At 70.3% G+C, this 22,683-nt stretch carries 19 protein-coding genes and 1 tRNA gene; 11 read left to right on the forward strand and 9 right to left on the reverse strand.

Annotated elements, in window-relative coordinates:
- Nucleotides 1-25 precede the first annotated feature (25 nt).
- Complete coding sequence (locus tag FXO23_RS27005; RefSeq protein WP_158888328.1) at nt 26-934, reverse strand: SDR family NAD(P)-dependent oxidoreductase; 909 nt, start codon at nt 932-934, stop codon at nt 26-28.
- Nucleotides 935-1,370: 436 nt separating this feature from the next.
- Between FXO23_RS27005 and FXO23_RS27010 the strand changes: the two genes are divergently transcribed.
- Together FXO23_RS27010 and FXO23_RS27015 are read left to right on the forward strand one after the other, a co-directional pair.
- On the forward strand, nt 1,371-2,564 hold the full coding sequence (locus FXO23_RS27010; protein WP_158888249.1) for an MFS transporter: 1,194 nt from the start codon (nt 1,371-1,373) through the stop codon (nt 2,562-2,564).
- Between the two features lie 741 nt (nt 2,565-3,305).
- Entirely contained in the window at nt 3,306-4,496 is a 1,191-nt protein-coding gene (locus FXO23_RS27015; RefSeq protein ID WP_425484910.1) for a GGDEF domain-containing protein, read from the forward strand.
- 117 nt (nt 4,497-4,613) lie between these two features.
- On the opposite strand, the gene FXO23_RS27020 is transcribed toward FXO23_RS27015, so the two are convergent.
- Nucleotides 4,614-5,435: a tetratricopeptide repeat protein gene (locus tag FXO23_RS27020; protein ID WP_158888250.1), complete on the reverse strand. Its 822-nt coding sequence runs from the start codon at nt 5,433-5,435 to the stop codon at nt 4,614-4,616.
- Nucleotides 5,436-5,470: 35 nt separating this feature from the next.
- Entirely contained in the window at nt 5,471-8,092 is a 2,622-nt protein-coding gene (locus tag FXO23_RS27025; RefSeq protein ID WP_158888252.1) for a BTAD domain-containing putative transcriptional regulator, read from the reverse strand.
- Between the two features lie 412 nt (nt 8,093-8,504).
- Between FXO23_RS27025 and FXO23_RS27030 the strand changes: the two genes are divergently transcribed.
- The 4 genes from FXO23_RS27030 to FXO23_RS27040 all read left to right on the forward strand — a co-directional run bounded on the left by FXO23_RS27030 (nt 8,505) and on the right by FXO23_RS27040 (nt 13,151).
- The gene (locus tag FXO23_RS27030) at nt 8,505-10,673 is read left to right on the forward strand and encodes a phospholipase (protein WP_158888253.1); all 2,169 of its coding nucleotides are present in this window, start codon (nt 8,505-8,507) and stop codon (nt 10,671-10,673) included.
- Between the two features lie 161 nt (nt 10,674-10,834).
- Nucleotides 10,835-11,071 (forward strand): hypothetical protein, encoded by a 237-nt coding sequence (locus tag FXO23_RS51115; protein WP_218952170.1) that lies wholly within the window; start codon nt 10,835-10,837, stop codon nt 11,069-11,071.
- Entirely contained in the window at nt 11,047-12,486 is a 1,440-nt protein-coding gene (locus tag FXO23_RS27035; protein ID WP_484476995.1) for an LCP family protein, read from the forward strand. The genes FXO23_RS51115 and FXO23_RS27035 overlap by 25 nt, the downstream gene beginning before the upstream one ends.
- A gap of 188 nt (nt 12,487-12,674) precedes the next feature.
- The gene (locus FXO23_RS27040) at nt 12,675-13,151 is read left to right on the forward strand and encodes a helix-turn-helix domain-containing protein (RefSeq protein WP_158888255.1); all 477 of its coding nucleotides are present in this window, start codon (nt 12,675-12,677) and stop codon (nt 13,149-13,151) included.
- Nucleotides 13,152-13,228: 77 nt separating this feature from the next.
- On the opposite strand, the gene FXO23_RS27045 is transcribed toward FXO23_RS27040, so the two are convergent.
- Nucleotides 13,229-14,749 carry a flavin-containing monooxygenase gene (locus FXO23_RS27045; protein WP_158888330.1) on the reverse strand — a complete coding sequence of 507 codons (1,521 nt, stop codon included), beginning with the start codon at nt 14,747-14,749 and terminating at the stop codon, nt 13,229-13,231.
- 185 nt (nt 14,750-14,934) lie between these two features.
- Between FXO23_RS27045 and FXO23_RS27050 the strand changes: the two genes are divergently transcribed.
- Both FXO23_RS27050 and FXO23_RS27055 read left to right on the forward strand, forming a co-directional pair.
- Nucleotides 14,935-15,495 (forward strand): TetR/AcrR family transcriptional regulator, encoded by a 561-nt coding sequence (locus tag FXO23_RS27050; RefSeq protein WP_158888331.1) that lies wholly within the window; start codon nt 14,935-14,937, stop codon nt 15,493-15,495.
- Between the two features lie 231 nt (nt 15,496-15,726).
- A complete protein-coding gene (locus FXO23_RS27055; RefSeq protein ID WP_158888257.1) occupies nt 15,727-16,200 on the forward strand; it encodes a hypothetical protein in 474 nt (157 codons plus the stop codon).
- On the opposite strand, the gene FXO23_RS27060 is transcribed toward FXO23_RS27055, so the two are convergent.
- Nucleotides 16,197-16,418, reverse strand: a complete 222-nt coding sequence (locus tag FXO23_RS27060) for a DUF3618 domain-containing protein (RefSeq protein ID WP_158888258.1) — start codon at nt 16,416-16,418, stop codon at nt 16,197-16,199. The two genes, FXO23_RS27055 and FXO23_RS27060, sit on opposite strands and share 4 nt — an antisense overlap.
- A 115-nt stretch (nt 16,419-16,533) precedes the next feature.
- Here FXO23_RS27060 and FXO23_RS27065 point away from each other — a divergent pair.
- Nucleotides 16,534-16,607, forward strand: a tRNA-Leu gene (locus FXO23_RS27065).
- Nucleotides 16,608-16,672: 65 nt separating this feature from the next.
- Here the strand turns inward: FXO23_RS27065 and FXO23_RS27070 are convergent.
- Both FXO23_RS27070 and FXO23_RS51120 read right to left on the reverse strand, forming a co-directional pair.
- Entirely contained in the window at nt 16,673-17,683 is a 1,011-nt protein-coding gene (locus tag FXO23_RS27070; protein ID WP_158888260.1) for a hypothetical protein, read from the reverse strand.
- A 36-nt stretch (nt 17,684-17,719) separates the two neighbouring features.
- Nucleotides 17,720-18,700, reverse strand: a complete 981-nt coding sequence (locus FXO23_RS51120) for an AraC family transcriptional regulator (RefSeq protein ID WP_218952171.1) — start codon at nt 18,698-18,700, stop codon at nt 17,720-17,722.
- Between the two features lie 228 nt (nt 18,701-18,928).
- Here FXO23_RS51120 and FXO23_RS27080 point away from each other — a divergent pair, with 228 nt between their 5' ends.
- Nucleotides 18,929-19,357, forward strand: a complete 429-nt coding sequence (locus FXO23_RS27080; protein ID WP_158888261.1) for a DUF6010 family protein — start codon at nt 18,929-18,931, stop codon at nt 19,355-19,357.
- A 326-nt stretch (nt 19,358-19,683) separates the two neighbouring features.
- On the opposite strand, the gene FXO23_RS27085 is transcribed toward FXO23_RS27080, so the two are convergent.
- Nucleotides 19,684-20,541 (reverse strand): NAD(P)H-binding protein, encoded by an 858-nt coding sequence (locus tag FXO23_RS27085; RefSeq protein WP_158888263.1) that lies wholly within the window; start codon nt 20,539-20,541, stop codon nt 19,684-19,686.
- A gap of 109 nt (nt 20,542-20,650) precedes the next feature.
- On the opposite strand from FXO23_RS27085, the gene FXO23_RS27090 reads away from it, so the two are divergent.
- Nucleotides 20,651-21,565 (forward strand): LLM class flavin-dependent oxidoreductase, encoded by a 915-nt coding sequence (locus FXO23_RS27090; RefSeq protein WP_158888264.1) that lies wholly within the window; start codon nt 20,651-20,653, stop codon nt 21,563-21,565.
- 7 nt (nt 21,566-21,572) lie between these two features.
- On the opposite strand, the gene FXO23_RS27095 is transcribed toward FXO23_RS27090, so the two are convergent.
- The gene (locus FXO23_RS27095) at nt 21,573-22,610 is read right to left on the reverse strand and encodes a hypothetical protein (RefSeq protein WP_158888266.1); all 1,038 of its coding nucleotides are present in this window, start codon (nt 22,608-22,610) and stop codon (nt 21,573-21,575) included.
- Between the last annotated feature and the right edge of the window lie 73 nt (nt 22,611-22,683).

The raw sequence follows: 22,683 nt of genomic DNA on the forward strand, positions 1-22,683 counted from the left end.
CCTCATGACACCGCGCCGGACGTGGTCAGGCGCTGCGCAGGGGTTGGGGAGAGGTGCCTTCGGTCCACTTGCGCAGGCGGGCGGGCACCCGCTTCTCCAGGCCGTAAGGCTCCAGGTGCGCGCTGAACACCTCGTCGAACGCGCGCTGGACGCTCTCGGTGTCCCACACGTCGCGTTCCAGGATGGGCGCCTTCAGATGCGGCTGGCCGACGATGTGCAACTGCGGCCCGTTGCACCGGATCATCTGCCCGGTGATGTCGCGCGAACCGTCGCCGAGCAGGTACAGCACCAGCGGCGCGATCCGGGACGGCGTGCGGTCCGGCGGGCAGTTGCGCAGGGAGCGCTCCGATTTCCACACCATCCGGGTGTGCGCGAGCGGGCACACCGCGTTCACCCGGATCCCGGCCTCCTCCAGATCGAGTGCCCAGGAATAGGTGAGCGAGGCGACCGCGCCCTTGCTCGCGGCGTAGACGCCGAGCTTGCGCTGCCCGAGCGACGCGCCCGAGGAGATGTTCACGATCGACCCGCCGGCGCCGCCGCCGACCATCGCCCGGGCCGCCGCCATCCCGGTGTAGATCACCCCGAGGACGTTCACCTCGATGAGTTCCCGGACCTGTTCGGGCTCCTCCTGCCACGGCAGCGCCTCGTAGTTCAGGCCCGCGTTGCTGACCAGCCCGTCGATCTTGCCGAACTCCGCCACGCACTGGTCGACGATCGCCTGCGCCTGGTCCGGATCGGTCACCGAATACCCGTTGGCGATCGCCCGGCCACCGTGCGCCCGGATGTTCACCGCGGTCCGCTCCGCGAGTTCGGCCTCGACGTCGTTGACCACCACCGAGGCCCCGGCCTGCGCCAGATGCGTCGCGAAGGCCTCACCGAGCCCCCGACCGGCGCCGGTCACCGCCACCGCTTTGCCTTCGAGCAGCATGTTCATCGCCATTCATCTCCCACCGCCAGCCCCGACACAGCGCCCACGTTTGACCCGCTGCCACTGGCTCCGGAACCAGTCTCGGGTACCCCGGGCGGCCGGTCGAAAAGATCGCGGCGAACGGTTACTCCGATGCGCTGAACGAGTGAGCGCTGATCGGCGCAGAGATACCGGCGCACAGGTCACCACCGAAGCCGCTGGTGCGCGTCGATTCGGTAGCCGGTGGTGAGCACGCGACGACCGTCCGCTGAAGTTACGCCAATCCGGTTGAGGTTGACTGTTCGTCTCCGCGTAGTCGACGGCATACTTACCGTTGTCTCTCGTGTTGGTTGGCGAATGCTCCACCGGGCAAACCGTTACAGCGGACACAATGCGGTGACATGACACGTTCACCCGATCGGGGGGAAGTGGACAGACGGTGAAGACCAACACCCGGCCACGAATGAGCTCGGCGCTCCGGAACCGCGAGTTCCGCGCACTGTGGTTCGCCGAAGCCCAATCGGTGGTGGGTGACCAGCTGACCACCGTCGCGCTGACGATCACCGTGTACAGCCGCACCAACTCCGCGCTCTGGGCCGCGGTGACCTACGCCCTGACCTTCCTCCCCGCCCTCGCCGGCGGGCTCGGCCTCGCCCAGCTCGCCGACCGCTACCCGCGGCGGGCGGTCCTGGTCGCCACCGCGGTGGCGCAGGCCGTGCTGGTCGGGATCATGGCGATCCCCGGCATGCCGCTGTTCGCCCTGTGCGCGCTGGTCGTGGTCGCCCGGCTGGCGGGCGCGCCGGCCAATGCCGCGCAGAACGCGCTCACCCGGGAAGTCTTCACCGACGACGAGCTCTACCTGCGCAGCCAGGACGTCCGCGGGATGACCACGAACACCGCCATGCTGCTCGGCCTGGCCGGCGGCGGCGTGCTGGTCACCTGGGCCGGGCCGTCCTGGGCGCTGGCCGTCGACGCGGTGACGTTCGTGGTGAGCGCCGTGCTGGTGCGGCGCTGGGTCGCCTGGCGTCCCGCGGCCGGCAACGGCCAGGACACCTGGTTCAGCGCGATTCGCTGGGTCGCCGGCCAGCGCCGGCTCCGCGTGCTGCTGGGCCTTTCCTGGTTGGTCGGGCTCGCGGTCATCCCCGAAGGGTTGGTCGCTCCCCTCGCCGACCAGATCGGCGCACCGGACGAGTCGATCGGCTGGCTGCTCGCGGCGGATCCGCTCGGCTTCATCGTCGGCGTCTTCCTGCTTTCACACTATGTGTCCGCGGAAACACGCAAACGGGTGCTCGGGCCGCTCGCCGTCGCCCCGGCCGCGATCCTGATCGCGTTCGCCGCGAAGCCGAATCTCGTCCTGGCGCTGGTGGCGCTGGCACTGGCGGGCGCGGCGGGCGCGTACATCGTCACGGTCGGCGCCACGTTCATCACCTGGGTTCCGAACGAACTGCGCGGTGGTGCGGGTGGGTTGTACCGGACCGGGCTGCGCGTGGCACAAGGATTGGGGGTGGCCATCGGCGGCGCGGTGGCGGAATGGGTCGGCAGCGCGACGCTGGCCATCGCGCTCGCGGGCATCGCGGGCGTGGTGCTCGGCCTGCCCGTCGCGTTCACCTGGGCGCAAGTGCGCAAGGCGAACCGAGATCCGGCCAGCTTGGCATGAGCGCATTGAATGTTGCTCATGATTTTCCCCCGGGATGCTGATGAAGGACTCGAAGCGGATGGGTCCGAGTCGGCCGGTGGTCAGAAGTCGCGGTTGGACACGATCGGTCACCTCCTGGGGACAGCGGGGAAAGAACGGGTTCAGGGCCCGGCGAGATCAGAAGTCACGGTTCGACACGAGTGCCCACCTCCGGAGTTTTGGAATAATCGGATTGACGGCGGAAGCAAATCAGAAGTCGCGGTTCGACACGAACAGTCACCTCCTGGACATACAGACGCGAACGAGTTCCTGCTATCTGAGTTCAGAAGTCACGGTTAGACACGGGGAACACCTCCGATCGGTGCGCGTGCTTGTGAAGAGACGGTCCAAGTGTGCCGCCAACGTCCTCGCTCGCACGACACATCTGATGCGGTGGGATGATACCTGTCGGAGAAAACGAACGGTGCCCGAGCGGGTACCGGTGGGATTACTCAGCCCCGGGGCAGCGCGCAGAGAGGAGGAGGGCGAGTGCCACTCGCACCTCGCGACCGGCCACCGCCGGCGCGTCCCGAGGCGTCTTCCGCGGAAGGAGATGGCGGGGAACGGGACGCGCAGGTCAGCCCGGCCCCGATGGAAGCCGTGACCGAGGGCGGGCACTCGGAACCACCGAGTGACGAAGGGTCGAGCGGCAGGCGGCTGATCCACCCACGACACTGGGCCCTTTGGCAACGTCCAAAGCGGGTAATCGTGTCACTCCTGCTGATGGAACTGCTGGCGATCGCGATCTTCACCGCGGCATTTCAGGGATCGACAACGCCCACCGGTCGTGATTGGATTCAGCTCGCCATCCTCGCGGTTGGCGCGACAGTCCATATCCAGTTAACCCAGCGACAGGAAGAGCGCCGCCGCAGCCGAACCCGAACGGTGCTTATCGACCTCACCGCCGTTTGGGTCTTTCCTGCTGCGATCATTCTTCCGGTGTCACTGAGCGTATTGCTCGTGGGCTTGATCCGCGCACAGCACTGGTTCGTCGCACGCCGACCGGCGCACAACTTCCTCTTCTCCTCGATCACCCACTCACTCGCGGCAACCCTGACCCATCTCACTTTCGAAGCGCTCGGACCGCACAACTGGGGTTCGCTCAGCGTGCTCGGTTCGCTGAAGGAATTCGCGGTTCTGGTCGTCGCCGGACTCGTTTACGAGTTCGTCCAGATCGCTTACGTGGGCGGGATTCTGGCACTCGGCGCCTCCTCCACGCCGACCGTGCGCAACGTGCTCGGCAACAAGGCGGACAACCTGCTGGAGGCCGTCACGATCGGGCTCGGCGCGGTCACCGGGATCCTGCTGGTCGTCATGCCGCCGACGGTCGCGATCATGGCGGTGGTGACCGTCGTGTTCAACCGCCTCGCCGAACTCGACCAGCTGCAGGCAGACGCGCGCACCGACCCCAAGACCGGGGTGTTCAACATGCGCGGCTGGACCGAATCCGCCGAACGCGCGCTCGGCCGGGCGGAGCGCGCGGGCCGGAACGTCGCGGTGCTGATGATCGACCTCGACCACTTCAAATGGATCAACGACAATTTCGGCCATCCGGCGGGTGACGACGTACTGCGAACGGTCGCGCAGGTGCTGGACGAGGTCACCCGCCCCAGCGATGTCGTCGGCCGGTTCGGCGGCGAGGAGTTCCTGGTGCTGATGCCCGACATCGGCGGGGTGGCCGCCGGTGTCGCCGCCGAACGGATCCGCGGCGCGATCGCCGAACTGCGGATCGTGACCACCGACAAGCGCGGCGCGCAGACCACCATCGCCGACCGGACCACGTCGATCGGGGTCGCGGTGTTCCCCGACCACGGGGACACCCTGGAGAACCTGATGCAGGCCGCCGACGCCGCCGTCTACGAGGCCAAGGAAGGCGGCCGCAACCAGGTCCGCTCCGCCATCCGCCCCGCCTGATCCACCCCATCCGGTGCGGGTCGCGTCGAAAGCGCGCGCACTTTCGGGGCTGCATCGCGGCGGTACTTCCCCGCACGGCGGGTCCCCGTGCACACGGGAGGGCACTGGATACCGGGGTCAGGAGGCGGTGAACAGCGGGCGGAGGTCCTCGGCTTCCGGAGCGCCGATCTCCACGAAGAGCTCCAGCGCCGCGCGCCAGCGGTGCCGCGCGGCGGCCGCGTCGCCTTCGGCCTGCCGGAGCAGGCCTTGGACGTGCAGCGCGCGGGCCTCGGCGAGCAGTTGACCGCGCTCGCGCGCCAGCTCCAGGGCCTCGGACGCGTGCCGCGCGGCCTGGTCCCGGTCGCCGGAATCGAGGTAGGCGCGGGCGAGTTCGGTCAGCGCCCGCGGTTGCAGCAGATGGGTGCCCGAGACCTGCATCCCGGCGCTGGCCTCCCGGCCGCACGCGAGCGCCTCCGGTAACCGCCCGGCGCCGCGATGCGCGCCGCACAGTCCGATGAGGATGGACAGCTCCCCGTAGCCGAAGCCGATTTCCCGCGCGAGCCGGAGCGCGTCGGTGAAGTCGCGGATCGCGGCGGCGTGGTGCCCGAGCCGATGGTCGATCATCGCGAGCACTTCCAGCCCGCCGACCTCGTGCCGCCGCTCGCCCACCACCCGGCTCTGCGCGACGGCACTGCGCGCCAGGGCGTCGGCCTCCTGGTACCGGCCGGCATCGCAGTTCGTTTCGGCCAGGCACACGATCGTCGGCACCTCGCCGTGCCGGTTGCCGAGCTGCCGGACGATCGCCAGGCATTCCGAATAGTGCCGCAGGGCTTCGGTCAGCCGCCCGCGCGCCCAGTGCGTCAGCCCGAGGCTGTGCAGCGAACGGGCTTCCAGATCGCGATCGCCGATCTCCCGGCTCAGGGTGAGCGCGCGCATACTGTGCACGACCGCCTTTTCCACCTGCCCCAAGGAAAGCGCGGCGACACCGACGTAGTTCAGCGCACTGATCTCGCCGTAGCGGTTCCCGGATTCCCGGTTGATCGCCAGGGCTTTCTCGTAGTGGCACGCCTCCTTCTCGTGCTGAGCCCGGTCTGGGAGTACACCCGGCCGAGGTTGTGCAGCGAACTCGCCTCGGCCATCCGGTTCCCGGCGCGCCGGGACAGGGTGAGGGCGTTGCTGTGACAGGAAATCGCCTGCCGGTAGTCGCTCAGGTTGTAGTGGATGAGCCCCAGCAGGTCGTGCATCGAGGCCTCGGCGCGTTCGTCGTGCCGGTGCCGCGCGGCGCGCAACGCGGCCTGGCACGCCGCGAGCCCCTCGGCGCTGCAACCCCGCGTCCACAGGTAACCCCGCAGCGCGTCGGCAATCCGCCAGGAATAGTGCGCCAGCCCGAATTCGGCGGCCCGGGTCGCGGCCGCGAAGAGATTGGCCCGCTCGGCGTCCAGCCATTCGATCGCGGCGTCCTCTGTGGATAGTCCTGACAAGACCGCCGGGCGCCGGGACAGGGTGACCGGCATCCGCAGGACGTGCGGGTACAGCAGCCGGGTCGCGGTGTCCGCCGCGTCCAGGTAGAACGCGAACAACCGCTCGACGGTGAGCTGGATTCCGGCCGGACCGTCCTCGGCGACGGCGAGCGCGGCCGCGTATTCGCGGAGCAGATCGTGGAACTGGTACCGCCCGGGCGCTTCCTCGTGCACCAGATGCGCGTCCGCGAGCCGGCCGAGCAGCCGCCGGGCCCGCGCGGGCGAATCGTCCGCGAGCGCGGCCGCCGCATCGGGCGTGAAATCCGGCCCCGGCACCAGACCGAGCAACCGGAACAACCGGCGGGTGGCGGGGTCGAGCCGCGTGTAGGACGCGTCGAAGGCCGCCCGCACCGCGTCGGAGTCCCCGCCGATCGACAGTTCGGCGAGCCGCCCGCGGGCCCGCAGTTCCGCGGTGTATTCCGCGATTCCCGCATGCGGAACCGAGATCAGGTTCGCCGCGGCGATCCGCAGGGCCAGCGGGAGGTGGGCGCAGGTCCGCACCAGCGCGGTGACGGCTTCGGGTTCGGCGTCGACCCGCTCGCGCCCGAGCATCCCGGCCAGCAGCGCCCGCGCGTCCCGGGCGTCGAGCACGTCCAGGGTGAGCCGGTGCGCTCCCTCGGCCGCCGCGAGCCCGGTCAGCCGGGCCCGGCTGGTGATCAGCACCAGGCAGCCGGGACTGCCCGGCAGCAGCGGGCGGACCTGGCCGGCGTCCGCGGCGTTGTCCAGCAGGATCAGGACCTCGCGGTCGGCCAGTTTGGTCCGGTAGAGGCCCGCCGCCTCCTCCTCGTCGGCCGGTACCCGGTCGGCGGCCACTCCCAGCGCGCGCAGGAAGCGGGTGAGCACGTCCAGCGGGCGCACCGGCGGTCCCGCCGCGAAACCGCGCAGGTTGGCCTGGAGCTGCCCGTCGGGAAACCGTTCCCGCACGCGATGGGCCCAGTGCACCGCCAGGGCGGTCTTGCCGACGCCCGCGGTGCCCTCGATCACCGCGATCGCCATCGGGGACTGGGCTCGCCGGTTCGGCAGCACCGCGTCCAGCCGGGCGAGCCCGTCGGCCCGGCCGACGAATCCGGTGACGTCGGCGGGCAGTTGCGCCGGCGCGGGTGTGCCCGGCTCGGCGCGGACGTCGGCCGGTCGTACCGGCGCGGGCAGGTTGTTCCGCACGATCCGCATGTGCGCGGCCTGGATCTCGCCACCCGGTTCGATGCCCAGCTCGTCGACCAGCCGGTTCCGGATCTCGGTGAAGAGCCGCAGCGCGGCGGCCTGCTGCCCGGAACCGGCGAGCGCGAGCATCAGCCGCGCGTGCAATCCCTCGTGCAGCGGCTCCTCGTGGACGAGCGGCCGCAACCGCTCGACGACGTCCGCGTCGCGCCCGAGGACGAGCGCGGTTTCGGCGTACGACAACGCCACCGAGAGCACCCGGTCGGCCACCGCGACCGCCACCGGATGCTGCCGCAGGGACGCCGGGAGATCGGCGACGACCGGTGCGCGCCGGCGCGCCATGGCCTGTTCGAACAGGTCCAGTGCGGACTCCGGATCACCGTGCCGGAGCCGCCGCGCGCGGGCGGCGAGTTCGTCGAACCGCACCAGGTCCAGTTCGGCGCCGGCCACGTCGAGCCGGTAGCCGCCGCGTTCCGAACCGATCACCGCGCCCAGGCTCTTGCGCAGCCCGGAAGCGTAGGTGTGCACCAGATTCCGGCTGCTGGCCGGCGGATCGTCGCCCCACAGCACATCGACGATCTCGTCCCGGGACACGAGTTCGCCCGGCTGCAGCGCGAGCAGGGCCAGCAGGCAGCGGTGTTTTCCCGAGCCCACCCGGATGTCGTGCCCGTCTCGGCTCACCCCCAGCGGGCCGAGGACCTCGATCCGGAGCTCGGTGCGATCGTCCGGCCGCAGCCACCCGGAGCCGAACGGAAGCCCGACGGCCTCCGCCAGCCTCCGGGCGGACTCACGCCGCGGCCGGACGACCTTTCCCTGTTCGATGTTGCGCACCGACCGCACGCTGACCCCGGCTCGCGCGGCCAGCTCCGCCTGGGTCAATCGGGCACGAATGCGATGGGCGCGCAGCGCCGCGCCGAACGTGGCCTGGCCATCGCCCATGGCCGCTCCCCCACCGCATCGCGCACCACGTGCGAAGACATGGCTCGATTCCCCAGAACGATCGGTTTCGCCGCGCTTACAGCTCGCGGTTCGCGGGCGCCGCCCACTCGACGTAGCGGTCCATATCTCCTCCCCAGGTTTGTCGCGTACTTGCCGACCTCTCCACGCTAACCCCGCGGGGGTGCAGACACACTGGACTTTTCCCCTAACTTCACCCGGTCCGGTCCGCGTCTTCGGACAAACCCGGTGAGCAGGGAAAACCCGTGCCGCACGAGGACACTTCGGACCTCCCGACCGGCAGATCCGCGGCGAGCACCGGCAACTTCCGCCCACTCGCCCGGGTGACCAGGGCTTACCCTTTAGGGGGTTATCCCGATGTTCAAGCCGAATCGCGGCTGAGACCCTGGAGCACATGACGACCGCGGCCGACGCCCTCCCGCCCGTGCCCCGAGCCGTCCGGCGGCCACTGTGGACTTCGGCCTGGCTGCTCCTGCTGACGCTCGCCGTCCTCGGCTTCGGCGTCGTCGCGTCCCGCCCGGCGGTCCTGCCGGATCACGGCGCGCCGACCGGCGGCCCGGCCGCGGCGCAGCACGCGATCGAGGCCCTGCTCGCGCCCGGTCCGTCCGCCGACGCGCTGACCCGCCTGCCCGCCGATTTCACCCAGGTCACCGGGATCGTGCCGGGGGCGATGCCGGCCCGGGACGGCACGGTGCGCGCGGTGCACGTCGACGGCGGCTGCTCGACCCCGTGGGGCGACGACAACACCAAATGGGACTACGCGGTTCCGTGCAAGGCCCACGACCTCGGGTACGACCTGCTGCGCTACGCCGACCGGATGGGCCAGCCGCTCGCCCCCTGGGTCCGGGAGGCGCTCGACGACCGGCTGTCCACCGATATGCACGCGACGTGCGGCATCAACCCGATGAACTCGCCCGGCACGTGCGACGTGGTCGCGTCCCTCTACTCCGCGGGCCTGGTGGTCAACTCGTGGCACCAGCGCTGGGGCCCGCCGATCGGCGAGCCCATCGGGCCGATGCTGGCCGGGGTGGCGGTGATCGCCTGCCTGCTGGCGTTCCGCCTGCGCGGCTGGTTGCGGGTCCGCCGCGCGGGACCACGCGTGGCGGTGCAGGCGCGCGCCGTCGCCACCGATCGCGCGCGCCCGTGGGCGTTCCTCGGCGTGGCCAGCGTCGTGCTGCTGATCCTCGGCGAGTCCGCGATCGCGCTGGCCCGCTGGGCGGGTGCGGACGAATCCTGGCTGTGGCCGCTGACCTGGCTCGCGCAGCTCGCCCCGCTGTTCTTCTTCGCCGGGGGCCGGGCCAACGCCGCGGGCTGGCGCGCGGCGCGTGCCGCGGGTGGCGGCTACCGGCAGTACCTCGCGCACCGGGCGAGCTGGCTGCTGCGCCCCGCGCTGATCTTCGTGGTGGTCGCGCTGGTGGTGCCGATGGCGCTGGAACTGCTCGGCATCCCGCCCGGCACCAACACGACCGTCATGCGCATCGCATTGCATCCGTTGTGGCTGCTCGGCGTGTACCTGCTCACCGTGGTCGCCACCCCGGTCCTGCTCGCACTGCACCGGCGGGCCGCCGTGCTCACCCCGCTGGCCCTGCTCGCGCTGGTGGTCGGCGCCGAACTTTCGGCGTCCTGGACCGATTCCCAGCTGCCGCGCTACGCCGGGGCGCTCGGCCTGGCGCTGCTCGCCCAGCAGGCGGCCTTCGGGCACGCCCGGCCGCGTACCCGGTCGCTGGTGCTGGGCGTCCTGATCGGGCTGACCGCATTGGTCCTGCTGGTGACGCTCGGCGGCGCGTCCGCGAACCTGCTCGGCGCCCCCGGTGCGCCGCCCGCGCTCGCGGCCGAGACGCTGCCGGTCCTCGCGCTCGGCCTGGCCCAGCTCTGCCTGTTCGGCCTGTGCGCGCGGCCCCTGGCACGGCTGGCGGCCCACATCCGCGTCGCCCGGGCGGTGCGGTTCGCGCTGCGCGCGCCGATGAGCCTCTACCTGGGCTTCCTCGCCGCGATGCTGGCCCTGGTCACCATCGTCTACCTGCCGGGCCGGCTCGACGACGACCTGGCGTGGCTCACCCAGCCCCGCTCGCTGATGGCGTTCGCCCTGCTCGCGGTGCCCGCCGCGGCGGTGTTCTGGTGGTTCGAACGGCACACCGACGGGCACGCGCCCGCGCAGCCCGGCGAGTACCGCCCGGCCGGCCGCCTCGGCGCCGTGCTCGGTCATTCCGCGGTCGGCCTGGGCATCGGGTACGCGACGGTCGGCGTCTTCGGGTTCGCGCTGACCCGGTTCGGCGTGGACACCTTCCTGTTCGGCCTGCGGCTCAACCCGATCCAGAACCTGGTCCTGCTGCTGCTCGGCGTGTTCCTGCTGCACGCCGCCCGGATCGGCGCCAGCAGCGCGACCAGCACCTGGGTGGTCACCGGCCTGGCCTGCGTGCCCGCGCTGCTCTCGGCGGCCGACGGCGAAACGGGCCCGCTCACCGTGGCGGTGCCCGCGGTCACCGCCGCGCTCGCCGTCGCCGCGGCGGCGGGCACCGTATGGCAGGCTCGTTCGACGGGGCGTTCCACCGCCCCGGCGTGAGGAGGCGCTTCGGGTGTTGTGAACCACATCGGGGAACCGATATGCGACGCTACGACAACCCGGAGACCGAACGCGCGTCCTAAGAAGGGCTCTGCAGGACAAACCCGCTGGCGGGGACGAGGAAAGGAGTCGCCGCGTGGACTACCCACCACGGAACGGACGTGGCGACCGCCGTCCCGTCCGCCCGAGGCCGGGCCAGCCGGTCGGCGGCCGGCCCGTTCGCCCAGCTCAGCCCGCTCGCGGCCCGCGTCCGGCGGGCCAGCGGGAACCCGGTTCGCCGCCGTCCCGCCGCCCGCCCGAAGGGCGGCCGCCCGGCGTCCGCCCGCGACCGGGACCGCCGCCCCGGCGCCCCCGGCGGGGCGGGAAGATCGCCGTGGCCCTGGTCTCGGTGCTGGTGATGGGCCTGACCGGCTACGCGTGGGCCGCGATGCAGGGCCTGGTCAACGGCTTCACCATGACCGACGTGATCGGCTCGGGTGGCGGCGGCGACAAACCGGCCGACGGCGCCCGGGACATCCTGCTGGTCGGCCTGGACAGCCGCACCGACGCGCAGGGCAATCCGCTGCCGAAGGACGTCCTCGCCCAGCTGCGCGCGGGCGTCTCGGACGGCGAGCTGAACACCGACACGCTGATCTTCGTGCACATCCCCAACGACGGCGGCAAGGCCGTGGCGATCTCGTTGCCGCGTGACTCCTATGTCGACATCCCGGGCGGATACGGCAAGCACAAGATCAACTCCGCATACGCCCGCGCCAAGTTCGCCGCGCGCAAGGAACTCCAGACCCAGGGCGTCACCGACGAGAAGGAACTCGAGCTCAAGAGCAACCAGGAAGGCGCCAAGACGCTGATCGCGACCGTGGAGAAGCTCACCGGTTCGACGATCGACAACTACGCGGCGATCAACCTGCTCGGGTTCAACGACATCACCAAGGCCATCGGCGGCGTGGACGTCTGCCTCAACAGGGCGGTCCGCGACGAGTACTCCGGGGCCAACTTCAAGGCGGGCCAGCAGTCGCTGTCCGGCGCGGACGCGCTCGCCTTCGTGCGCCAGCGGCACGGCCTGCCGCGCGGGGACCTGGACCGGGTGGTCCGCCAGCAGGTGTTCATGGCCGGGCTGGCGAAGAAGGTGCTCTCGGCGGGCACGCTCACCGATCCGGGCAAGCTGAACGGTCTGGTCGACGCGGTGAAGAAGTCCGTGGTGCTCAACCAGGGCTGGGACATCTTCGGCTTCGCCCAGCAGATGTCCGGGCTCACCGGCGGGAAGATCGAGTTCCGCACCATCCCGGTGGTCAACATGGACTACAGCACCCCGGAAGACGGTTCGGCGATCCAGGTCGATCCGCGCCAGGTGCACGACTTCGTCCAGGGCCTGGCCGGCCCGCCGCCCGGCGCGCCGGCGCCGCCGCCCGCGAACGGCAACGCGTCGACGACCGTCGACGTGCGGAACGCGACCGGTAAGACCGGGCTGGCGGCGAGCGTGTCGCAGACGTTGACCGGTAAGGGTTTCATCGCGGGTAGCACCGACAACGCCAGCTCGCGCAAGACGAGCGTGGTGCGGTACCCGTCCGGCGCGCAGGCCGCGGCGCAGGGCGTGGCCGAGGCACTCGGCGGCAAGCTCTCCCTCGAGCAGGACGCGTCGGTCCCACCCGGACACGTCACCGTGCTGATCGGTACGGACTACTCCAACTCGGGTGGCTCCAGCGGTTCCGCCGCCCGGACGCCGCAACAGCTCACCGCGGCCCAACCGTCCACACCGGCGACTCCCGAACCGGACAAGGCCATCACCGCCGACGGCGTGACCTGCGTCAACTAGTCGCCCGTTCGCCCGCCACCGCGCTACTCCATTCGGGTCAGGTAAAGGATTAACCCGAAAGACTACGTCGAAGTCGCGTAAGAGCCGCGGTCTCCGTAAGTGCCATAACCGTGAAGACCACTCGCATTGGGTTGCAAGCGCCGGTTGACCGGCGCCAAACGACGCATGGTCTGGGCAGGGGACGAGGAGTGCGGATCGACGGTGACACCTATCAGCGGATCCTCGGCGAGGAACTCCGCAAGCTTCGCAGACGGCGCGGATGGACGCGCAAGGAACTGAATCAGCACCTGCAGAGCGAGATCTCCCTGCAGACGCTGGCGACCTACGAACTGGGTACCCGGCAGTGTTCCGTGGTGCGCCTGGTCGAGTTGTGCATCGCCATGGACGAGTTGCCACAGGATCTGCTCGCCCGGGTGCACCGGCGCGTCTTCACGGACGAGCCCGGCCGCATCCGGCTCGATCTGAACCGGGTCGTCGCCGACAACCAGCCCGAACTGCTCCCGCTGCGCAGATGGGCCCAGGATCGGCTGCGGCAGAACGAAAGACCGGCCTCGCACGAGGTCCACTTCGACCTGGCCGCGGTGGAGCGGATGGCCGAGCTTTGTGGACTGTCCACTGTAGATCTACTGGCTCGCCTGCGGGCACTGTCCGCCCAGAGTTCCTGAGCGGTGACCGCGCGCCGAGGGGGCACGCGGTCACCGCGCCGGAGCGGCCCCGGCGCCTGAGCCTGCCCCTCGTAGGCTCAGGCGCCCTGCTTCGCCTTGCGACGCGCGGGCGCGGGGCGACGGTCCGCCTTGCCGATCAGATCGAAGTCGGCCGTGTCGATCTTGCGGGTGTTCAACCAGTAACGCCAGGTGAAACCGGGCCAGATGGTGCGGTTCACACCCTTGGCGTCGAGGTACCAGCTCTGGCAACCGCCCTGGGTCCAGATGCCCTTCTCCAGCTTGCGCTGGATTTCGTCGTTGAACCGCGCCTGCGCCGCGGCCCGCGTCTCGATGGCCCCGGCGCCGGAATCCTCGACCAGCCCGATCGCGTCGGCCACGTACCGGATCTGCGACTCGATCATGAACACCACCGAGTTGTGCCCCAGACCGGTGTTCGGACCGAGCAGGAAGAACAGGTTCGGGAAGCCGTTCACGGTGATGCCCTGGTAGGTCCGCATGCCCTCGGACGACCACTCCTTGGCCAGGTTGCGGCCGTTCTCACCGACGAACTCCAGGTTGTCGAAGGCGTCGGTGACGTGGAAGCCGGTGCCGTAGATGATCGCGTCGACCTCGTGCTCGACCCCGGCGCCGTCCACCACGCTGTGCTCGCGCACCTCGGCGACACCGTCGGTGTTGACGTCCACATTGGATCGGTTCAGGGCCGGGTAGTAGTCGTTGGAGATCAGCACCCGCTTGCAGCCCATCACGTAGTCCGGGGTCAGCTTCGCGCGCAGTCCGGGATCGGTGATGTTCCGGTCGATGTTCCACTTGGCGATCTTCTGCCCGAGCTTCATCACGCCGGGGTGGCCGTTGAAGCCGATCGCCCGCGCCTCGAGCATCCAGTACAGCGCGGTGCGGTAGGCCCGCTGGACGCCGGGGATCCGGGCGAACGCCCGCCGCACCCAGCCGGGCATCGAGTGATCGGGTTTGGGCATGATCCACGGCGGGGTCCGCTGGAACAGGTGCAGCCGCTCGACGTCCTCGGCGATCCGCGGCACGAACTGGATCGCGCTCGCCCCGGTGCCCACCACCGCGACCCGCTTACCCCGCAGGTCGTAGTCGTGATCCCATTCGGCCGAGTGGAAGCTCTTGCCCTCGAACCGCTCGATGCCCGGCAGTTCGGGGATCATCGGCAGGTGCAGCGCGCCGACCCCGGCGACCAGGAACTTCCCGGCGAACTCGTCGCCCCCCTTGGTGGTCACGTGCCAGCGCTGCTCCTCGGCGTCCCAGCGGCCGCCGGTCACCTCCTGGCCGAAGCGGACGTAGCGGTACAGGTCGTACTTCTCCGCCACCCGCCGCATGTAGTCCCAGATCTCGGGCTGCGGCGAGAAGGCCCGGCTCCAGTTCGGGTTCTGCTCGAAGGAGAACGAGTACATGTGGGACTGGATGTCGCAGGCACAGCCCGGGTAGGTGTTGTCCCGCCAGGTGCCGCCGACGTCATGGGCCTTCTCCAGGATCACGAAGTCGGTGCGCCCCTGCTTGCGGAGCTGGATGGCCATGCCGAGCCCGGAAAACCCGGTGCCGACGATGACGACGCCCGTCTCGGTGCGCTTGCCCATCTGCTCGTCCTCCATGCCGTTGCCGCTGGTCGTCGGCACCCGGCCGACCACAGATTACTGTTACTCCGAGTCCATCTTACTCGGAGTAGGTTACCTCCGGTAGAGTGGACTTCGTGACCGCCACCTCGAAACCCGCCGAACCAGCCCGCCGCAAGCGCGTGCCCCGCGCCGAGCGCGAGCGCCAGATGATCGAGGTCGCGGAGGCCGTGTTCTCCGAACGGGGCTACGTGGCCGCGTCGATGGACGAGATCGCCGACCGGGTCGGTGTGTCCAAGCCGATGCTCTACGAGTACTTCAACTCGAAGGAAGGCCTGCTCCTGGCGTGCATCCGGGAGTCGCGGGCGGAGCTGCGCGAAGTGACCGAACAGGCCGTGGCGCGGGCCGGGGACGCGGAGGGCGCGCTGCGCGAGGGACTGCTCGCGTTCTTCGAGTTCATCCGGGAGCGCCGGAAGGCGTGGTCGCTGCTCCGGCACGAGATGGCGCTGATCGGCACGCCCGCGGCCGACGAGATCGAGGCGACCCGGCGGCAGCAGACCGATCTGATCGCGGCCGTGATGGACGGCTACTTCCCCGGGGCCTCACCGCTCCAGCTCGAGGCGTCGGCCGAGTTCGTGGTGGGGGCGTGCGACCGGCTGGCGATCTGGTGCGAGCGTCACGAAGAGGTGACCCCCGAACGTGCGACCGAGTATGCGATGGATGTGCTGTGGGGCGGGCTCGCGAGCCGAGTCGCCGAGCATACCCCATAGCGCCCGTGAAAATGCGCGTGCATTAGCCCATCCGGTCGTCACGCACAGCACATTTCGCTCGGTCACTTGTGACACAGAGTCGTCTTGCTGTATCGATAGTTCTGAAGGAAAGTTCGGTGAACGGCGGCTCGGGCACATCCGATCGGGTTAACGCGTGATCGGCGTCATGAGGCGACGGCAACCCGCTCTCACGGGAGAGCGAACTGTTCAGGCAGGAGAGGGGTGAGTCTCATGGTGGAACCGATCACGGCCAGCTACGTGCAGGAAGACGATGACTGGACGATCACGGTCGCCGGGCTCGGCAAGAAGCTGACCGCCAGAGCGCCCGGGATCATCGCGGCGCGCGACCGCACCGACCAGCTCGTCGAGAAGCTGGTGCCGGACGGCAAGGGGACCACGGTGGTGCACCTGCTCAACGGGAGCGCCCTGGCGTTCACCTCGGCGTACATGACGGCCCGGCTGACCAGGCCCGAACCCGCGCCCGCGGACGAACCGGCCGCGCCGACCGGCACCGAGACCCCGCCCAAGTTCGAGGAGCCCAAAGCCGAAACCGAGGCGCCCCCGGCGATCAAGGGCTCGACCCGGCTCGAGGACGTCCCGAAGGGCAAGCTGGCCGACATCGCCGGTGCGCTGAGCAACCCGAAGTCCAAGGGCGAACCGGTGACCGTGACCAAACCGGCGAAACCGCCGGTGGCCAAGGCCTAGCGGAAGAGCTTGCGCAGCAGGAGCAACCCGATCAGCGCACCCGCGCCGATGAGCGGGAACTTGACCTTGGGCTCGTTGAGCGTGGCGAGCACGCTGGTCTTCGCCGTATCGGCGAGCCGCTTCGGATTCGCCCGCTCGCTGAGCTGATCCAGCGTCGACGCGAGCGCGTCACGGGCCTTCTCGATCTCACGCTCGATGGTGTCCGGGTCGCGAGCCACGGGTCCTCCTCACCAGCATGCCGCCTCAGGTCCCCAACCGTAGATCACCGCCCCGCACCGCGGTCCACCGGCCACGCCGAGGACCCTCCACGCCGAACGCTAGGCTTCCAGCGACGGGCCCGTAGCCCAATTGGCAGAGGCACACGGTTTAGGTCCGTGCCAGTGTGGGTTCGAGTCCCACCGGGCCCACGATCGATCGGGCGGGCTGTGCTCGCGGAACGCACTCGCCCTGTCGATCGTCGTCACACTCGGGGTCACTCGCCTTCGGGGTCGAGCCGCGGTGCGTCGGCCGGTCCTGGTTCCAGTGCGGCGAGGATCTCGCGCGGGGACTTGAGCAGTTGGGGTGTGTGGTTGAGCGTGAGCTGCTGCGCCGGTGTGAGCTGGTGGACCATCAGGTTGCCGTCCACCTTCACGACCAGTACCGCGCCGAGCCTGATCACCGCGTTCTGTTCCGCTTGCAGGGCATTGATCACCGGGGCGATGTTGCTCAACAGCGTCGCGGTGATCTCGGCGTCCTTTTCCAGCACGAGCCGGGACTCCACGGCGTGTGTCCCGACGGCCAGCGCCTCCCTGCCGAGCGGGGACCGGGCGGCCTCACGTGTGCCGGCCTTCAACCGCCGGAACCAGGATCCGAGCACCGGATCGCCGCGCGAAATGATCGCCAGCCCCGCTGCCGCCAACACGTCCTGGACCGCCGCCTCGACCTGGTCATGCGCGGCGCCGTCGGCCAGGTAGATCGTGACCGGCACCTCCGGCCGCGTGGACCGGCCGACGTTCCGCGAAAGCCTGGTGGCATCGACTTTGAGGAAGTCGGGGACATCGAGTTCCTCTTCGTCGAAGACCGTGCGGGAAGGGGCGGTGACCGCGGGGAGAGCGCTCGCCGGAACGTGCGAGAACTGGTCCGTCTCGCCGAGATCGGCGAGCAGCCGCTCCTGTTCTCGGGCGATTCTGAGCGAATAGCGGTCAACCGCCTCGCCGCTGCGCGTGTACACGATGGGCCGCCGCAGTGGATCGGGTTCCCGCAGTTTCAGGCGGGCGATCAACCAGCTGGCGAACTTCCCCGCGACGCGCTGCGAACCGGCTACCACCTTGAGAACGAGTTCCGTCTCGTCGAGCGCCCAGTCGTCGTCGAGCCCTTCGTCGAGCCCGCGCTGCAGCGTGACGTCGACTTCATCGCGGAGTCCGCCGGATTCGCGCAACGCTTCCCGGACGGACAGTAGCGTTTCCTCGTCACCGCGGACGATGAAGAACGAGATCTCCGGCACGGCTCGGATCATTCCAGTCGTCCGGGCCGAGGCGGGTCAGGGGGCATCGCGGCGCAGGGTCCGGTAGGGCGAGTGGCCGTAGGCGGTGCGGTAGTACTGGGCGAAGCGGCCGGGGTGGAAGAAGCCCCAGCGGGCGGCGGTTTCGGTGACGGTGACACCGCTACCGGGGTCGGCGTCCAGCAATTCCTGGTGCACTTGCTGGAGGCGGACCTGGCGGAGGTAACCGGTCGGGGTGGTACCGCGGTGGCGCCGGAACGCGTATTGCAGCGCGCGGACGGTGACGTGGGCGGCCGCGGCGATCTCGGCGACGCCGATGTTCTCCCGGGCGTGGTCGTCGATGAACGCGATCGCGCGCCGGACGGTGCGCGGATGGGCATCGTGGCGGTCCTCGATGGTGGGCTCGAGCAACGCCGTGTTGGGGAAGGCGGCCAGCACCACCGCGGCCAGCATGCGCCCGGCCGCGCCGGTGATGAGCGGTTCGCGCATGGCCTGGGGCCGCTCGCGCAGACCGGTGGTGAGGTAGTCGATGGTGGTGGCCAGGTGACGCGCGGCCTGCGGACGGACCGGGCGCGGGTCGGTGAACCGGATCGGCGTGTCCCGGCGGGTCTCCGCGGTCGCGGCCACCTGGTCCAGGGTCGCGAAGGGGAGGGAGACGACCTGCATGGTGCCCTCGTGCCACCGCACCCGGAATTCGTCCTCGAGCTGGGAGGGGAGGTACACCTCGCCCGGCCGCACCTGGTGCTCGGCGCCCCGGGGCCGGTACTCCAGAGTCGTGTCGCGGGGACGGGCGATCAGCAGTGTCGGGAGTGCCTCCACGCTGAGCACGAGGTCGTAGGTGTGCGAGCTGGTGTCGACGGCGAAGGTGTCGGTGACCATCCGGGTGTGGCGCAAGAAGCAGCCGTCCCTGCTGCCGCTCAGCTGGATGTCGGTGCCGTAGGCGCCGGTCAGGTACTCCCCGGCGTGGTCGTAGTCGGTCGTCTCGAACAGCAGGTCCTGGGGCGGTGTGGGGGCGGGCATCGTGGAACTCCTTGACGCGGCAAGGCACCGGCGACGTTCGCGGTCAGCTTTCCCCCATCGGCGGGGAAATGGCGGGGCCGGTGGGCAAAGCCACGCGGTCGGAGCAGAGATCTGAGCGAGATTGCTCCATCAGGTCCGCCTCGACTGGTCACCTCGTTGGCGAGAATCCGTCGCAAGGTGGCAAGCCAACCCGTTCTGGCGGCGGTCGGCGGTGGTTAGCGTCCAACCATGACCGTCGTCGCGCCAATTCTGATCGGCGTCCTGTACGCACTCCTCAATTCCCTCATCCCCGAACCGCACCGCCGCCCGTTCAACGCCATCATGGTCGGCGGCGCCGGGGCCGCCTACCTCAGCGGTGGCGGCTTCGGCATCTGGGAGTTCGCCTTCGGGATCGTCCTGACCTACTGCGCCTACCGGGGCCTGAAATCCTGGACGTTCATCGGCATCGGCTGGCTCCTGCACACCGCCTGGGATGTCGCCCACCACTTGTACGGCAACCCCATCGTCCCGTTCGCCGAACACTCCTCGCTGGGCTGCGCGATCTGCGACCCGGTGATCGCCATATGGTGCTTCGCGGGTGGCCCGTCCCTCATCCAGCCGCTCCGAGCCCGCCTCTCCCGCCGCCCGCCCCTGGCCGACGAGCACCCGGCCACCTGAAGCGACCGCGGGCCGCTACCCGCGGGTGCCCCGTTCGCCGGAGCGGATCACCGGCACCGGGACGAAACCGCGCACCAGGGACGGATCCACCCGGGTGGGCAGCAGGTTCCACCGATCGAGCCCACCGTGCTCGGCGGCATACCCCTCGGCCGCGGCACGCGTGGGGAACGGCAGTTCCTGGTCGTTCTCCTTGCGTGATCTTCCAGCCCATCTCGCCCCTCTCGGTCCGTGCCGGCCCCGGTCTCCCGTGCCGGGACCGGCCCACAGAGGGGAACATACGTTCGAATGATCTCGCAACTCGGCCCCCCCGCACGGGGGAGGATCGGTCAGCGGAAGTCGCCCGCGTGATCGAGTGCCCACTGGCGGAAGGTACGCGCCGGGGAGCCGGTGATCTCCTCGACGACCGAGGTGACCGGCTCCAGCGCGGCGCCCGCGGCCCGACCGGCGAAGATGGCGTCCACGAGTACGGGATCCCAGCCCTGGTCGAGCAGTTGCCGCCGCCCGGCCTCGGCCGTGAGCGCCTCGAAGCGCAGCGGGCGGCCGATCGCCTCGCCGATGAGCCGCACCTGGTCGGCCGTGCTCACCGCCTCGGGACCGGTCAGGACGTACTTCGCGCCGGCATGCCCGTCCCCGGTCAGCGCGCGGACCCCGACCGCGGCGATGTCCGCCTCGTGGATGAGCGACCGGGTCGCGGCGCCGAAGGGATCGCGCACCACGTCCCCGGCCCGGACCTGGGGCGCCCAGCCGAGGGTGTTCCCCGCGAACCCGCCCGCCCGCAGGAACGTCCACTCCAGACCGGACCGCTCGATCACGCGCTCGAGATCGGCGTGGAACTGGTTGATCGGATCGGCCTGCCGTTCGAGTTCCTCGCGCACGCCCATCGAGGACAGGTAGACGATCCGGCGCGCCCGCCGGGCGATCGTGTCCACCACCGGGCGCGCGACTTCGGCGGAAAGTCCCGGCCACACCAGGAACACCGCGCCCACCCCCGGCAATGCCGCGTCCACTGTAGACGGATCGAGGAGATCACCGCGCACGACTTCCACCCCCGCCGGGAGCCCCGCGGTCTCCGGATTCCGGACCAGCGCGCGCACCGCGGCGCCGGATTCCAGCAACTGCGCCACGACCTGCCGGCCGACCTTTCCCGTCGCCCCGGTGACCAGAATCTTCCCCTGTGCCGACATGGCCGAACTCCTTCTTCGTCAAACCGAACTCCGGCAACGTTAAAACCTCCAGTTAGGTAGAAGTCAACCTTCTTGACTTCGACCTAAGTAGAGGTTGAAGGCTGGTCGCATGGCCGTAGACATCGGAATCTTCCTGCCCAACAACGGAAACGAGCTGCCGGACATCCGCGACTCCGCCCGCCACGCCGAGGCCGTCGGACTGGACTCCCTCTGGTCCGGCGACCATCTCGCCAACCACGACCGCCCCAGCCTGGACGCCACCCTCGCCCTCGCCACGGCCGCCGCGGTGACCGAACGCGTCCAGGTCGGCTTCTCCGTGTTCCTCCCCGCGCTGCGCCCGCACGCCTGGGCCGCGAAACAGATCGCCACGCTCCAGCACCTCACCGGCGGCGACCGGTTCCACCTCGGGATCGGGGTCGGCGGCGGCTACGACGCCGAATGGCTCGCGGCCGGCGTCCCGGTCGCCGAACGCGGGCGCCGCACCGACGAGTTCCTGCGCGTCCTGCCCGCGCTGCTGGCCGGCGAGCCGACCGCGATCCCCGGCCTGCCCGGCGAACCCGAGATCGCGCTCCGCCCGGCCGTCAAGGCGCCGCCGATCTGGATCGGCGGTTTCGCACCCGCCGCGCTGAGCCGCACGATCCGCCACGCCGACGGCTGGTTCGGCGCCCTGCAGACCCCGGACGAGTTCCGCGCGACCGGCGCCCGGCTCGCCGAACTCGCGGCGACCTGGGGACGCCCGGCGCCCCGGATGGCCACCGTGCTGCACTGTGCTCTGGTCTCCCGGTCGGCTCCTGCTCCTGACCTGCACGAGTCCTATTCGGACGCACTGGCCGCGTCCTACGGGATGTCGCCCGAGGACGCCCGCCGCCGCACGGTCACCGGCACTCCGGAGCAGGTCGCCGAACGCGCCGCGGAGTTCCTGTCCGCCGGGGCCGAGAAGCTCGCCTTCCACCTGGGCGGCCCCACCGGCTGGCGCGAATCCGCCGAGTTGCTCGCCGAGGTCCGGGCGGAACTCGTGCGGTGAAGGCCCCCTACTTGCCTTCCGGTTTGAGCTTCTCGGCGGGCCAGGAGGGCAGCGGTGGCGGCTCGACCGACGCCTGGTCGAACCGCGGCGGTTCGCGGTCCCAGAAGTACTCGACCCGCCGGATCTGCCCGTCGCCACCGGCCGGATCGTCCTTCGGGTCGTAGCAGAGCAGTTCGGAATACGCGGGCAGGCGGGTTTTCGGGTCGACGTAGAGCACGCCTTCGACCTGGTCCTCGGTCGAGCCGATCACGGTGAACGGGTGCTGCTCCCAGCCCAGCCCGGTCGCCCGGAACCCGAAGATGAAGATCTGCGCGCCGTACCGGGAGCCGCCGATCTCCAGCGAGCGGAACACCACGGGCAGGCGGACGTACTGCTTGCCGTCGTGGTCGGCGAGCGCCGGTTTGCCCGCGTTGAGGAAACCGGCGTAGTCGCCGCGCATCTTTCCCAGGAAGGCGTCCGCCTGCTGCTCGGTGAGGCCGCTCGGCACCAGCCCGTTGCCGACGTTCTTGATCAGGTCGAGCGGCCGCGGGCTCCCGCAGGAGCCGTCGTCCTGCCACGCGCCGCCGCTGAGCCGGAACTTCTTCCCGTCCGTGCACAGCGCGTCGTCCGCGTGGTACGCGTACTTCCTCGCGGGGTAGTCGAACGCGCCCTCGACGATGTCGGCGCGGTACTGCGCGCCGGTCAGGTACGCCGCGACCTGCCCGAACCAGATCCGCTCCTGGCGCGTGTGCTGGGCGGGCTGGATCATCATCGCGCGCAGGGTCTCGTCGAGCAGTTTGCCCGGGTCGAGCTGGGCCAGATCGGCTTCGGTCAGCGGACCGTCCTGGTCGAGAACGCTCTTGCCCGGCCCGGGCTGCCCGGCCCGCGGCGCCGGGTCGTCGCCGGGGATGACCGCCCAGACCAGCGCCCCGAGCACCAGGACGAGCACGATCGAAAGACCGATCAGCAGGCCCACCAGCTTCTTGTCGCCGCCCGGTTTCGGCGGCTGCCACTGGGGGCCGCCGCCAGGGAAGGGTTGCGGCGGCTGGTAGTGCGGCGTCGTCATCCGATCATTCTCACCCGGCGGCAGGTCCGGGTCACCGGCGGACCAGCGACGACACCGTTCGGCGGAATCACCT

The sequence above is a fragment of the Amycolatopsis anabasis genome, from assembly GCF_009765355.1.
GTDB classification, from domain to species: domain Bacteria; phylum Actinomycetota; class Actinomycetes; order Mycobacteriales; family Pseudonocardiaceae; genus Amycolatopsis; species Amycolatopsis anabasis.